This is a genomic window from Microbacterium sp. NPDC055521, assembly GCF_053619695.1.
The window spans coordinates 121827-135919 of record NZ_JBSHJX010000001.1; the positions used below are offsets into that span (position 1 = coordinate 121827).

Below are 14093 nucleotides of genomic sequence, written 5' to 3' on the forward strand. Positions count from 1 at the left end.
GATCGGGACGATTTCGCGGGTTGTGCAGGAAGAACGATCAGCCCGGAATCGGTAGGCTGTACGCATGGCAAAGAGTGCTCCCGTCACCGAGAAGCGGCCCGGCTTCTTCTCGCAGATCCGTTCCCTGTTCCGTTTCACGCGGGACGTGTACGGCTGGCTCCCGTGGGCGCAGATCGCCATCCTCATCGCGGGCGTGCTGATCGGTCTGATCATCGGCTTCCTCATCAGCGGCGCATCCGTCCTGGGCCTGATCCTGTGGGGCGTCACCGGCCTGATGTTCGGAATCCTCGGCGCGATGTTCCTCATGACGCGTCTGTCGACGACGGCGATGTACGCGAAGATCGACGGGATGCCCGGAGCGAGCGGCCACGTCCTCAGCACCAGCCTCGGTCGCAGGTGGTCGGCCTCGGACACCCCCGTCGGCATCAACCCGAAGACCCAGGAGGCCGTGTACCGCGTGGTCGGTCGCGGCGGCATCGTCATCGTCGGCGAGGGCGCCCGCGGTCGTCTCACCCGCCTCATCAACGAAGAGCGTCAGAAGTCGCAGCGCGTCGCCCACGGCGTGCCGGTCACGGTGCTCTACGTCGGCCACGGCGATGACGACGTCGCCATCGCCGACCTGTCGAAGACCATCAAGAAGCTGCCGAAGGCGATCGACAAGGCCACCATGGCCGCAGTCATCCGCCGCATCGAGTCGGTGTCGCAGTCGCTGTCGTCGCTGCCCATCCCCAAGGGCATCGACCCCACCCGCGTGCGCTCGCAGCGTCCGCGCTGACCGGCGCAGAGCCCTCAGCCGCAGAACGGCCCCTCTCGTGATCGAGAGGGGCCGTTCTGCTGATCATCACCGGCTCAGCGACTCCGTGAGTCGCCGGCGCATCACTCGCCCAGCGGCTCCTTCGGCAGCCGGCGCACGCGCGGACGGCGGCGGCGCTTCTCGGGGATCATCGAGCGCATCTCCTCGAGCTTGCCGAAGCACAGCAGGCGGTCTTCCGCCTCGAGCACGACGTGCTTGCGCGGGTTGGGTATCACGCTGACGCCGCGGTGCAGCGTGAGCACGGTGATGTCGCGATCCCACAGCCCCAGGTCGCCCAGCTGCATGCCTACCTGGCCTGCGCCCGAGTGGATGAGCAGCTCGGCCACGCCGTACCCGGTCGACACGCTCAGCCGCTGACGGACGTCGATGTCGGGGAACGCCACCTGGTTCGCGATGTAGTCGATGATGGCGCCCGCCACGTCGAGCTTCGTCGCCGTCTCGATGCCCTGCAGCCCGGGCGACGAGTTGACCTCCATGACCAGGGGGCCGTCGTCGCTCTCGAGCATGTCCACTCCCGCGACGCGCAGGCCCATGATCTGAGCCGAACGCACCGCCGTCTGCTCGTACACCGGGTCGAGGGTGACCGGCTCCACCCGGCCGCCGCGGTGCACGTTCGAGCGGAACTCGTCGCCGTCTGCGACGCGGCGCATGGCGGCGACGACCCGGTCGCCGACCACGAGTGCGCGGATGTCACGGCCACGGCTCTCGGCGATGAACTTCTGGATGAGCACGTTCTGCTTGGTCGAGTGCAGCGTCTCGATGATCGCCTCGGCCACCTTGACCTGCGGGGCGAGGATCACGCCGATCCCCTGCGTGCCCTCGAGCAGCTTGATGACGACGGGCGCGCCGCCGACCCGCTCGATCGCGGGGCGCACATCGGCGCGGTTGCGCACGAACGCCGTCGCGGGCATCGCGATGTTGTGCCGCGACAGGATCTGGTTGGCACGCAGCTTGTCGCGCGCGCTCGAGATGCCGTTCGCCGTGTTCGGCGTGTAGACGTCCATCTGCTCGAACTGACGCACCACGGCGGTGCCGAAGTACGTGATCGAGTTGCCGATGCGGGGCAGGATCGCGTCGTACTCGCTGAGCTGCTTGCCGCGGAAGAAGAGATCGGGCGCGTCGGCGGTGAGGTCGATCGCGAATCGCAGTGTGTTCAGCACCTTGACGTCGTGTCCGCGCTGCTGCGCCGCGGCTCTGAGTCGCTGCGTCGAGTACGAGTGCGGGGCGCGCGAGAGAACAGCGATCTTCACAGAGGTTTCCTGCCAGGATGTAGGGGTGAAACGGTCCTCTCATTCAAACACGTCCACAGGTTGGCGGGAGTGGGTGGGGCTGCCGGATCTGGGCATCGACTGGCTCAAGGCCAAGGTCGACACCGGCGCGCGCACGTCGTCGCTGCACGCCTTCGATGTGACCGAGTTCGAGCGCGATGGCGAGGAGTGGGTGCGTTTCGCCGTGCACCCATGGCAGGACAGCACCGCCGACGCCGTGGTGCACGAGACACGCGTGCACGACCGGCGAGCCGTGCGCAGCTCATCGGGCCACACCGAGCATCGCATCGTCGTGACGATGCGCGTCCGGCTCGTCGGCCGGGAGGTGGATGCCGAGGTCACGCTCACCAACCGGGACGAGATGGGCTTCCGCATGCTGATCGGTCGCGAGGCGCTGCGCCAGGGGTTCCTCGTCGACCCGGCACGCTCTTTCCTCGGCGGTCGCGCCCCGCGTGAGATGCGCAACCGCAACCGCGGGCGCTGACTCGACGGAGGGCTCCGGGACTCAGCCGCGGATCAGCACCGTGCCGGCGATCTTGTCGTGCAGGCCGCGCTGATCGGCATCCCAGATCACCGCCGGGATGACGAACACCAGCAGCAGGGTCCGCACGATCGGGCGCCACAGCCCCACCCACGCCCCGTCCAGACGCAGCACGCGCATGCCCAGCATCCGGTGGCCGGGGCTGCCGTTCGCGGTCGGGAGGAACACGATCTGCAGCACGGCGAAGACCATCATGGGCGCGAACTGACGCCAGCCGGCCTCGGAGGGCAGTTCGAGCGGGTCGTATCCGAGGAAGCCGATCGCGATGATCGTCGCGGCGAAGTAGTCGATCAGCAGGGCGCCGATCCGGCGACCGGGACGGGCGATGCTCCCCGGTCCGGAGACGGGCATTCCGAGGCGTTCGCCGGGGTAGTCACTCACCCCTCCAGCCTACCGAGCGGCTGTAACATGCCCGAAACACAGCGGACACGGCTGAGAAACTCCGTACGCATAACCTGCGTAAGGTTGATGCAACCGATACCCGATCAGGAGTCGTACATGTTCACAGAGCCCGCTGAGGTCATCCGCTACATCGAGGAGAACGACGTCAAGTTCCTCGACATCCGATTCACCGACCTTCCCGGGGTCCAGCAGCACTTCAACATCCCCGCCTCGACGGTCGACGACGACTTCTTCCGCGACGGGCAGCTCTTCGACGGGTCGTCGATCCGCGGTTTCGCGAGCATCCACGAGTCGGACATGCAGCTGATCCCCGACGTGACCACCGCCTACCTCGACCCGTTCCGTGCGGCGAAGACCCTGGTGATGATCTTCGACATCTACAACCCGCGCACGGGCGAGATCTACAGCAAGGACCCGCGTCAGGTCGCCAAGAAGGCTGAGAAGTACCTCGCCTCGACGGGCATCGCCGACACCGCGTTCTTCGCCCCCGAGGCGGAGTTCTACATCTTCGACGACGTGCGCTACTCGGTCACCTCGGGTGAGAGCTTCTACAAGGTCGACTCCGAGGAGGCGGCGTGGAACTCGGGCCGCGAGGAGGAGGGCGGCAACCTGGGCAACAAGACGCCGTTCAAGGGCGGCTACTTCCCCGTCGCACCGGTCGACAAGACCGCAGACGTCCGCGATGACATGACCCTGCGCCTGATCGACTCGGGCTTCCACCTCGAGCGCTCGCACCACGAGGTGGGCACCGCGGGCCAGCAGGAGATCAACTACCGCTTCGACACGATGGTCAGCGCGGCAGACGACATCCTCAAGTTCAAGTACATCATCAAGAACACCGCCGAGGAGTGGGGCAAGACCGTCACGTTCATGCCCAAGCCGCTGTTCGGCGACAACGGCTCGGGCATGCACACGCACCAGTCGCTGTGGCTCGACGGCAAGCCGCTGTTCTTCGACGAGGCCGGGTACGGCCAGCTCAGCGACATCGCACGCTGGTACATCGGCGGCCTGCTCAAGCACGCTCACGCGGTGCTCGCGTTCACGAACCCGACCCTGAACAGCTACCACCGTCTGGTGAAGCACTTCGAGGCGCCGGTGAACCTGGCCTATTCCGCCGGCAACCGGTCGGCCGCCGTCCGCATCCCCCTCACCGGCTCGAACCCGAAGGCGAAGCGCATCGAGTTCCGCGTTCCGGATGCCTCGTCGAACCCGTACCTCGCGTTCGCCGCGCAGCTGATGGCCGGCCTCGACGGCATCAAGAACCGCATCGAGCCGATGGAGCCGATCGACAAGGACCTGTACGAGCTGCCCCCGGAGGAGGCCGCGAACATCCCGCAGGTGCCGAACTCGCTGCTCGACTCGCTCGAGGCGCTCCGCAACGACCACGACTTCCTGCTCGAGGGCGGGGTGTTCACGCAGGAGCTCATCGACACCTGGATCTCGTACAAGTACGAGAAGGAGATCCTGCCGATGGCGCAGCGCCCGCACCCGTACGAGTTCGAGCTGTACTACGGCTGCTGAGCGGCACCCTCTCCGAGAAACCACTTCCGGCCTGAGACATCACGTGTGAGCGTGTGTCTCGCGCGGGAAGTGGTTTCTCGCGGGGAGAGGGGTGGGTCCGCGCAGCGCGTCGGCGACGGCGTCCCACCACGCGGCGGCATCCGCGCGGTGCCCGTCGAGACGCTCGGCGGCAGCGCTTGTCGTGGCCGACGCGGATGCGGCGATCTCGGTGAGGCGCGCGGGGGCATCCGCAAGAGCGTCGAGGTCGACGACGCCGTCCTGGTGCCAGTGGCCGAGCGCGCCGGACAGCTTGATGTGCGTGTACTCGTCGGCGGCCAGCGCGAGGATCGGCACGCCCGCCGGTGCGGCGAACACGGCGGGGTGGTAGCGGCTGGTCACGAGCAGGCGCGACGTGCGGGCGAGCCGCGCGGCAGTCGGCGAGTCGCCGCTGGGCAGCACCACGCTCGGGCGCCGCATCCGGGCGCGCACCCGCTCGTGCAGCGCCGCGTCGCCGGCGGGCTCGGCTCCCGCCCCCTCCGGTCCGAAGTGCGCGTGGAACACGACGGACCCCACCGTGTCAGCCGCGTGATCGAGCAGCGCCGCGATGCCGTGCTCGACCTCGTCTGCGGGGCGACCGGCGAACCAGCCCGACAGGCTGACGAGCACGCGGTCGGATGCGGAGGGCCCGTCTGCGCTTGTCGGTCCGCCCCCGAGGAACGACGCGTCGTCGACGCCGGCGTGCACCTGCGCGCCCCACCCGCGGGCGAGCTGCGCCGACGCGTGCTCGCGCACGCCGGTCAGCGCCGCGGCGCGGGCCATGGCGGCGACCCGGTCGGCATCCGCGGGCTCCAGGTCGGGCCCGAAGGTCTGCCCCGACACCACGACCGGCAGACCGCGGGCCTGCGCCATCGCCGCGAGGGTCGTGCGCTCGTAGACATGCACCGGCCAGCGCGACGCGAGGTTGCCACCGCCCGCGATGAGCACGCCCGACGCCTCGTCCAGCGCGTTCAGTACCGGCCGGGCCGGGTCGTCGAAGGCGAGCTCGGTGCGCCCGGCCGCCGCGTCCACGAGCAGAGCCGACCGGCGGGCGGCGGCTTCGCGCTCGAGCCCGACGAAGCCGAGACGCGGCACGCTGCGCACCCCGTAGCGGGCGGCGGACTCCTCGGGCGCCGACGAGACGCCCACGACCGCGAGACCGCGAGTGGCGAGCTCGTCACGCGCCGCCTCGAACATCGCCTCATCGCCGATGTGGACCATGCCCGACACGACGCCGATGTCGCCGATGGTGAGAACGCTCACGTTTGCCTTTCGCTCAGAATCCGGAGCCGATGATCGGCGCCTTGTCAACCGTAGGCTCACTTCTTCTCGCCGCAGTACCATTCGAGTCGGTGCCGGTGTCGGCGCCCGCAGGGAGGGCAGCGTGGGTATTCAGACGGCGATGGACCGCATCACCGAATCCGCATCGATCGTCGAAGCGATGCGCGCCGCAGACGACCTGGCCTTCGAGGCGGGCCGCGACCCCGGCCTGCGCACGCTGCGCGTGCTGTCGGCGGCCCTGTCGGCCGATGACGACCTGGCCGCGATCGCCGCCGTGCACGCGCTTGCGGAGATGAACGATGAGGAGGCAGGACGGCTGCTGTCGAGCCTGCTGTCATCTCCCCGCGCCTACATCGTCGAGCACGCGGCCGACGCCCTCGGCCGGCGCCCCGCGCGCCCGGAAGCCGTCGGACGCCTCGTGCGCCTCGTCGCCGACGGCGGATTCGCCGGCATGCTCGCCCAGCACACCCTGGAGAAGTGGTCGGTCGGCGCGGGCGAGCTGCTCGCGGTGGCCCTGGAGACCGCGTGCACGGGCACGCTCCCCCCCGATGCCCGCGCTCGACTCGTCGAGACGATGGGGTTGGTGCGTCACCCCCTCGCTGTGCGGCCGCTGCGGGCCTGGGCGAGTGACGTCTCGGCCGCGCCGGTCGTCCGCGAGGCGGCCGTCGCAGCTCTCGGACAGCGCCGCGAACCCGCCGCGATCTCGACGCTCGAAGGAATCGTCGTCGAGGGCGGCGAACTCGGTGACCTCGCGCGCCTCGCCCTGATCGACGCCGAGCCGGCACCGGCGGTTCGTGACGGAGGCGACGGGCGCGACGGGCTCACCGTCGCCCAGCTGTTCCTGCACGCCGACGTCGACCCGACGCTGTCCTCGGCCGGCTCCGGAGACAACGGCGGCATCGCCACGCTGCTCGTTCGCCTGGGGGATGCGCTGGTGGCCGAGCCCGCCGCCGTGCAGCGCGTGCTGACCCTGTCGCGGGGCACGGCGGCTCAGGCCGGCCCCGACCTGCTGCATGTCGCCGGCGGCAGTGCCGGCCATCTGTACGGCCATATTCCGCTGAACTCGCCGCCTGTGAGCTCGGCGGCGGCCTGGCCGCTGCGGGTGAGCGTGCGTCGCGGCATCAGGCGTCTGCTGCGTGCCGCGGGTCGCGTCGACGTGCTGCATCTGCGGATGGCGGATGTCGGCAGCCTCGCAGCTGCGGATGTCGCGCGTGAACTCGGGATCCCCACGGTGTTCACCGTGGCGCCCGACCCGCACAGCGTCATCGCGTCGCTCGAGCGGTCCGGCACCCTCACCCGGGAGGCGTTCGGGCCCGCCGACCTCGCCGAGCACTTCTGGTTCCGCACCCGCCTGGTGCAGAGTCTCGCCGCCTCCGCCGCGCACTCGGTGTTCTTCCCACGGCCCGAGCTCGAGCGCGACATGCGCGCGCTCGTCGGAATCGACATGTCCTCCCACCCCGAGCGGCACACGGTCGTCGCCGAGGGTGTCGACCTCTCGGTGGTCGACCGCGCTGTCGCGCGCGCCCGCCAGGTCGCCGACGGTGCCGAGCCGACCGGGGCGCTCGCCGAGCTCGCCGGCCTGCTCGACGCCCTGCCCGCCGCGCGGCGTCGCCTGCCGCTGCTCGTCACGGTGGGCCGGATGCATCGCATCAAGGGCATGGCGACCCTGGTGCGCGCGTGGGCTGAGAGCCCGCTCTCCGACCGCGCCAACCTGCTCGTGATCGGCGGCGACCTCGAGCATCCGTCGGCAGACGAGCAGGAGCAGCTCCACCGCATCCGGGCAGCCCTCCCTCCCGCTCAGCACGCGACGCGCGGACTGCTGCTGACCGGCCATCGATCCAATGACGTCGCGGCGGAGTGGCTCGCGGCCGCACGCTTCGGAGTCCCCGGCCGCGCCGCGCCCGACGGCGTGTACGTTTGTGCGAGCCTCAAGGAGGAGTTCGGCCTGGCGATCCTCGAGGCGATGGCCACCGGTCTGCTGGTGGTCGCGCCCGACAGCGGCGGCCCCGCCACCTACGTCGACGACGGCGTGACAGGCTACCTCACCGAGACCGCAGACCCGGCGAAGCTCGTCACCACGACCGAGCGCGCGCTCACGCAAGCTGCGGCCGGAGACGACGGTGCAGCGGCACGCGCGCGCGACCTCGTGGCCGAGCGCTTCACGATCCAGGGGATGGCTGCCAAGCTCGCGCCGGTGTACGAATCGGTCGCGCACAGCGAAGCCGAGCTGCAGCGCGCGGCGGAGCTGCTGGTATGACCCTGCTGATCATCAGCCCCGATTACGCCTCGCACCTGCTGCCGCTGGCCGCTCTCGGCACGGCGTGGCGCGATGCCGGCGACGAGGTGGTCGTGGCGACGGGGCCTGCGACGGACGGCATCGTCGCAGGCTTCGGCTACCGGCGGGTCGACCTGCCCCTCGGCCGCGGTGCGAACGCGGGAGTCATCCGCAGCTCCGAACAGCAGGCGGACGAGGCGGCGTCGCTCGAGGGCTTCTTCGCCGCGACGCGCGCCGGCATGATCCCGACCCTCGCCTACCAGGCGCGTGAGCGTCTCACCGACCTCATGTGGCAGCCGGTCGACCGAGCGCGAGCGACGCTGCAAGTCATCGACGAGGTCTCCCCCGACGCGATCCTCGTCGACCATCTCGCCTACAGTGCGCGCCTTGCCCTGCACACCCACGGCATCCCGTACGGCGACGTCGTGCTCGGCCACCCGAGCGCGCTGCCGGTCGAGGGCGAGGTTTACGGCTGCCCGCCCGCGTGGCCCGCGGCCTTCACCCCCGACCCTGCGGAGCTGCGCGACCTGCGCACGCTGTGCGAGGAGGTGTCGCGGCGCTTCACCACCCAGTGGAACGACGCGGCCGCGGCGCTGGATCCGCGCGCCCGGCCCGTCGCCGATGCGTTCGCGCTGCACGGCGACACCGTGCTGTACAACTACCCCGCCGAGCTCGCCGCCGGCGACGGGCGGGAGCTGCCTCCGCACCGCTTCCTCGGCTCGACACCGCGCGACGAGGCCTCCGCATCCGGCGTGGAGGGCTGGATCGCCACGGGCGACCCGTACGTGTACGTGAGCTTCGGCAGCTTCCTGTCGGTCCGCGGCGACGTGCTCGCCCGCGTGGCCGCGGCGCTGCGCCGGGCGGGCCTGCGTGCGGCGATCGCGACCGGCGCGACGGATGCCGCTGCACTCGGCCCAATCCCCGATGACTGGCTGGTCGCGGAGTATCTGCCGCAGGTGCGGCTGCTCGCGTCAGCCGCGGCGGCTGTCACGCACGGGGGCAACAACTCCGTCACCGAGGCCGTCGGGCACGGGGTTCCGCTGCTCGTGCTGCCCTTCTCGACAGACCAGTTCGCGGGCGCCGCCGCGATCGAGCGCACGGGCACGGGGCGGGCGCTCGATCCGAACGGGGCATCGATCGACGAGCTCACCGCGGCACTGCGGGAGATCGCCGATCCCGCGTTCGACGGGCGCTCGCTGCTGGGTGCCGCGGCTGCCGCACAGGCGGCGCATCCGGGCCCGTCGATCGCCTACGCGACGGTCTCGGCCAGCGCGACATCGGCAGCGCCCACCGCCCCCACCAGCCGCGCCATCGCCGACGGGTCCCCAGCAGCTGCACGGTAGCGCTGCATGCGCGCGGCGTTCGCATCGTACGCGGCGCCCGCGCGCACCTCGCCGACATGGTGCAGCGCGTACACGCGTCCGGGGTGCCGGACGGGCGGTGCGCCGAGGATCGTCGAGTGCGCGAGGAACCACGCGGCGTCTTCGAAGCCCCAGCCCCGGAAGCCCTCATCCTGACCGCCGTGGCTTCGCCAGGTGCGCGGCGTCGCCACATACACGCCCGAGCAGGCGCTGTCGACGTACTGCTCGACGGTGCAGTCCGCGAGGGGCACACCGGCGGCGTGATCGGCCGAGCCGGTGCGTCCGAGCCAGCGGTACTCGTCGTAGGGCAGGTGGACGAACGGGCTGTCGGCAGCGGCGCGGATCGCCGCGATCAGCGGCTCGCGCTCCGGGATGGTGTCCGCATCGCCCACGACGACGACCTCGTCCACGTCGGCGTTACGCATGGCGGTGTTGCGGCACGCGGCGAGGACGAAGGGCACATCCCCCGTGTCGACGGTCTCGAGCGGAACGTGCGGCAGCATCTCGCGGTACCACGCGATCACGCGTTCGTAGGCGTCAAGGCGGGAGGGCGCGGGACGCCAGGGGATCACGATGCGAACCGGGGGAAGCGGCGAGTCGAGGGTCGTCATGCACCGTCCTTTCCCTCAGAGCTTAGATCAGGCCGGCGCCCGCACCGCACCGCGACGACCCTCTCAGCAGAGCACGCGCAGCGCACCCGGCTGCACGCGCACGGCGAGCTTGGAGATGTCGCCCGCCTCCTCGCCGTCGATCTCGAAGGGCACCGGGCCCGGCAGGGCGACGGCGATCGCCTCGCCGGTGAGATGCTGCGCGAAATCGATGCTCACGGTCTCGTCGTCACCGCCGAGCAGACGGCGGATGCCGTTGTCCCAGACCACGGTGCGCAGGGTCTGCAGCCACTGGGTGACGTTTTCGGCGCTGATCAGCAGCAGGTCCAGGCGCCCGTCATCGACCACGGCGTCGGGCAGCAGCGTCACCCCGCCCTGGATGTCGCCGCAGTTGCCGATCAGCAGGGTGTGCCCGCTGAGCCGCTGCTGCTCGCCGTCGTCGAGCGTGATGTGGAAGTCGACGGTCTCGGAAGCCGTGACCGCGCGTCCCATCGCGGCGACGTAGGCGAGCCAGCCGGCTTTGTTCTTCAGCTCGTCGTCGGTTTCGGCGAGCATGTGCGCGTCGAGACCGAAACCGACCATGACCAGGAATCCGGTCTCGACCTCCGCATCATCGGTGCGCGTCCAGCCCATGTCGATGCGACGCTCGTTGCCGGCGGCGATGACCTTCAGCGCGTTCGGGATGCTGCCGATCGGGATCCCGAGATTGCGGGCGAGCAGGTTTCCGGTGCCCTGCGGCACGATTCCCAGCGCCGGAGCGTTCTCGGCCGATGCGAGGATCTCGGCGACCGTGCGCACCGTGCCGTCGCCACCGACGGCGATGACGACGTCGCAGCCGGCACGCACCGCCTCGGTCGTCATGGCTCGGCCGGGGTCGTCGGCGGCGGTCTCCCACCACATCAGCTCGGTGTCGGCCGGGACGGCGGCGGTCACGGCATCCCGAAGCTCATCGCCCTCGATCTTGGTCGGATTCCAGATGATCCCGAAGCGCTGCGCCATCTGCTCCCCCTTCACACGGCTGAAGGTCAGCCGTAGAACTGCTTTTCGAAGACTCGCCGCGCCCGGCGCGTGACCCGGAGGTAGTCCTCCTCGAGCACGGTGGCAGCGCGGTCAGGATATCCCAGAAGACGACCCACCCCGTCCAGTTCGCGGATCTCGGCCGGCAGCACGTCCTTCGTCTGGCCGGTCAGCAGCGTCATGGCCGAGCGCAGCCGGCTGGCGAGCACCCACGCCTCCCGCAGTCGCTCCGCGTCGTCCGCGGGAAGCAGATCGGCGAGCACCGCCGCGTCGAGCGCCTGCAGGGTCGACGTCGTGCGCAGGTCCGGCACCCGGTGGCCGTGCTGCAGCTGCAGCACCTGCACCATCCACTCCACATCGCTCAGCGTGCCCGGCCCGAGCTTGAGGTGCCGCCGGGGGTCGGCACCCTGCGGCAGCCGCTCACCCTCGACACGCGCCTTGATGCGCTTGATCTCGCGCACGTCCTGCAGCGAGACGCTCTGCGGGTAGCGGATACTGTCGGCCAGCTCCGTGAACCGCGCGATCAGCTTCAGGCTGCCGGCGATCCCCCGCGCGCGCAGCAGCGCCTGCGCCTCCCACGACAGCGACCAGCGGCGGTAGTACTGGGTGTACGCCTCGATGGTGCGCACGATCGGACCGTTGCGCCCCTCGGGGCGCAGGTCGGCATCGAGTTCCAGCGGCACGCGCTGATCGGCCAGATGCTCGCGCAGGCCGGCGACGATCTTCGCGGCGTGCTGCTGGGCGCGCTGCGGATCGATGCCGTTCGCGTCATAGATGAACAGCACGTCGGCGTCGGAGCCGAAACCGAGCTCGGCGCCGCCGAAGCGGCCCATCGCGATGATCGAGAAGTCCATCGCGTCGTCTTCGGGCGGCACGACCTCGCGGCGCACCGCGCGCAGTGCGGCCTGGATCGTCACCTCGGTGATCTCAGTGAGCGCCCTCGCCATCTCGTCGACGCCGACCTGCTCGAGCACCGCGCCCATCGCCGTGCGCAGCAGCTCACGCCGCCGCAGCGCCCGCACAGCTCGCAGCGCGGCCTTCGTCGTCGCGTGCCGGGTCTGGATCGCGCGCGCCTCCTCATCGAGGGCCGCCCCGCCGCGCGGACGCAGCGCAGCCGGCGTGTCGAGCCACGCCACCGACTCGGGGATCCACTCCATCAGCTCGCCGACGTAGCGCGAACCCGACAGCAGTCTCGTCAGCCTCTCGGCGGCGCCGGACGAGTCGCGCAGCATCCGCAGGAACCAGTGCGTGTCGCCGAGCCTCTCGCTGATGCGCCGGAAGGCGACGAGCCCGTAGTCGGGGTCGGTGCCGTCGGCGAACCAGCGCAGCATCACGGGCATGAGGTGCTTCTGGATGGTGGCCTTGCGGCTCAGGCCCGACGTGAGCGCGGCGATGTGCCGCAGCGCACCGGCGGGATCACGGAATCCGATCGCGGCGAGACGCGAACCCGCCTGCGCCGTCGAGAGCGTGCGCTCCTCGGCCGGCAGCGCGGCGACGGCCGAGAGCAGCGGACGGTAGAACAGGCGCACGTGCTGATCGCGCACCGCGAGGCGCACCTCGTCCCAGATCTCCTGCAGGCCGGAGGCGCTGTCGGCCAACGCCGTGGCCCGGGCGAGGTGCCGCATGCCCTCGTCGTCGCGCGGCATGAGATGCGTGCGGGTGAGGTCGTGCAGCTGCAGCCGGTGCTCGAGCAGCCGCAGGATGCGGTACTGCTCGCCAAAGGCGCTCGCCTCCGCCCGGCCGATGTAGCCGCCCTCGACGAGCGCGTCGAGCGACTCCAGCGTGCCGCGGGTGCGGATGCTGGCGTCGCCGAGTCCGTGCACGAGCTGCAGCAGCTGCACGGTGAACTCGATGTCGCGCAGGCCGCCGGGGCCGAGCTTGATCTGGTACGGCACGTCGTCGGCCGGGATGTGGTCGGTGACGCGCTCGCGCATGCGCTGCACGCTCTCGACGAAGTCGGATCTCTCGGCGCTCGTCCACACCTTCGGTTGCACGGCCGCGATGTACTCCTCGCCGAGCTGGGCGTCGCCCGCCAGCGGGCGCGCCTTGAGAAGCGCCTGGAACTCCCAGCTCTTCGCCCAGCGGTCGTAGTACGCCAGATGGGATGCCAGAGAGCGCACCAGCGCGCCCTGCTTCCCCTCCGGACGGAGGGCGGCGTCGACCTCCCACAGCGGCGGCTCGACCTCGACGCCGCTCAGCGCCGTCATGGTCTCGCGCGCCAGACGCGTGGCGATGTCGATCGCCCTCGCCTCGCTGACGACGCTCTCGTCGGCCGTGCCTGCGACGAAGATCACATCGACGTCGCTCAGGTAGTTCAGCTCGCGGGCACCCGCCTTGCCCATGCCGATGATCGCAAGCCGCGTCGCGGCGATCTCCTCGTGGGTGCGGGCGCGACCGGATCGCTCGACCACCGTACGTGCGATGGCAAGTCCTGCCTCCAGCGCCGCCGCTGCGGCATCCGCGAGCGCAGCCGAGACGCCGGCGATCGCGACCGTCGCCGACTCCGACGCCAGGTCCGCAGCCGCGATCTCGCTCAGCGCGCACCGGTACTCGACGCGCAGCGCGGTGACCGGATCGGCGGCGCGCGCGAAGCCCCCCTCCGCGCCCGTGGCCGCGAGCAGCCGCTCGGTCAGCTCCGCGGCATCCGGCAGCTCCGTCCGCAGCAGCACGTCGGCGCGCAGGTGGGAGGGATGCCGCTCGAAGAACGAGCCGAGCGCGCGGGACACGCCGAACAGCCGCCACGCCGCTTCCCGCGCTGCGGGATCGGAGAGCACGGCCGTGACCTGACCGGCGTCGCGGCGTGCGACGCCCACGAGGCCCCGCACGGCGGCATCCGGGTCGGCCGCGACCATCCCGTCGGCGAGCTGCACGCGATCGAGTCCGGTGAGCTCCGACAGCTCGGTGAGATCAGCGGACGCCGAGGTCAGCTCGACGAAGCCGAGCCGTGCCAGGGCGGACAGCGAAATGGACGCATCAGGACGCGCCATCGC

The 14093-nt window shown here is 70.7% G+C and carries 11 protein-coding genes; 5 read left to right on the plus strand and 6 right to left on the minus strand.

The window, feature by feature from the left end; translation table 11 throughout:
* The first annotated feature begins 64 nt into the window (after nt 1–64).
* The gene (locus tag ACWGSM_RS00560; RefSeq protein WP_313357455.1) at nt 65–775 is read left to right on the plus strand and encodes a DUF4191 domain-containing protein; all 711 of its coding nucleotides are present in this window, start codon (nt 65–67) and stop codon (nt 773–775) included.
* 101 nt (nt 776–876) lie between these two features.
* Here ACWGSM_RS00560 and ACWGSM_RS00565 read toward each other — a convergent pair whose 3' ends face one another.
* The gene (locus ACWGSM_RS00565) at nt 877–2064 is read right to left on the minus strand and encodes a RimK family alpha-L-glutamate ligase (protein WP_313357453.1); all 1188 of its coding nucleotides are present in this window, start codon (nt 2062–2064) and stop codon (nt 877–879) included.
* Nucleotides 2065–2089: 25 nt separating this feature from the next.
* On the opposite strand from ACWGSM_RS00565, the gene ACWGSM_RS00570 reads away from it, so the two are divergent.
* Complete coding sequence (locus ACWGSM_RS00570; RefSeq protein WP_452321057.1) at nt 2090–2566, plus strand: ATP-dependent zinc protease family protein; 477 nt, start codon at nt 2090–2092, stop codon at nt 2564–2566.
* Nucleotides 2567–2587: 21 nt separating this feature from the next.
* Here ACWGSM_RS00570 and ACWGSM_RS00575 read toward each other — a convergent pair whose 3' ends face one another.
* Entirely contained in the window at nt 2588–2974 is a 387-nt protein-coding gene (locus tag ACWGSM_RS00575; protein ID WP_452321266.1) for an RDD family protein, read from the minus strand.
* Nucleotides 2975–3121: 147 nt separating this feature from the next.
* Here ACWGSM_RS00575 and glnA point away from each other — a divergent pair, with 147 nt between their 5' ends.
* Nucleotides 3122–4546 carry a type I glutamate--ammonia ligase gene (gene glnA, locus ACWGSM_RS00580; protein WP_452321058.1) on the plus strand — a complete coding sequence of 475 codons (1425 nt, stop codon included), beginning with the start codon at nt 3122–3124 and terminating at the stop codon, nt 4544–4546.
* A 39-nt stretch (nt 4547–4585) separates the two neighbouring features.
* Here glnA and ACWGSM_RS00585 read toward each other — a convergent pair whose 3' ends face one another.
* Nucleotides 4586–5824, minus strand: coding sequence for a polysaccharide pyruvyl transferase family protein (locus tag ACWGSM_RS00585; RefSeq protein WP_452321059.1), 1239 nt, complete (start codon nt 5822–5824; stop codon nt 4586–4588).
* Between the two features lie 121 nt (nt 5825–5945).
* On the opposite strand from ACWGSM_RS00585, the gene ACWGSM_RS00590 reads away from it, so the two are divergent.
* Entirely contained in the window at nt 5946–8099 is a 2154-nt protein-coding gene (locus ACWGSM_RS00590) for a glycosyltransferase (RefSeq protein WP_452321060.1), read from the plus strand.
* Nucleotides 8096–9460: a glycosyltransferase gene (locus ACWGSM_RS00595; RefSeq protein ID WP_452321061.1), complete on the plus strand. Its 1365-nt coding sequence runs from the start codon at nt 8096–8098 to the stop codon at nt 9458–9460. The genes ACWGSM_RS00590 and ACWGSM_RS00595 overlap by 4 nt, the downstream gene beginning before the upstream one ends.
* Here the strand turns inward: ACWGSM_RS00595 and ACWGSM_RS00600 are convergent.
* The 3 genes from ACWGSM_RS00600 to ACWGSM_RS00610 form a co-directional block, all read right to left on the minus strand.
* Nucleotides 9367–10089 (minus strand): hypothetical protein, encoded by a 723-nt coding sequence (locus ACWGSM_RS00600; protein ID WP_452321062.1) that lies wholly within the window; start codon nt 10087–10089, stop codon nt 9367–9369. The genes ACWGSM_RS00595 and ACWGSM_RS00600 overlap by 94 nt on opposite strands.
* A 63-nt stretch (nt 10090–10152) precedes the next feature.
* On the minus strand, nt 10153–11085 hold the full coding sequence (locus tag ACWGSM_RS00605; RefSeq protein ID WP_452321063.1) for a diacylglycerol/lipid kinase family protein: 933 nt from the start codon (nt 11083–11085) through the stop codon (nt 10153–10155).
* A 26-nt stretch (nt 11086–11111) separates the two neighbouring features.
* Nucleotides 11112–14090, minus strand: coding sequence for a bifunctional [glutamine synthetase] adenylyltransferase/[glutamine synthetase]-adenylyl-L-tyrosine phosphorylase (locus ACWGSM_RS00610; RefSeq protein WP_452321064.1), 2979 nt, complete (start codon nt 14088–14090; stop codon nt 11112–11114).
* Nucleotides 14091–14093: the final 3 nt, after the last annotated feature.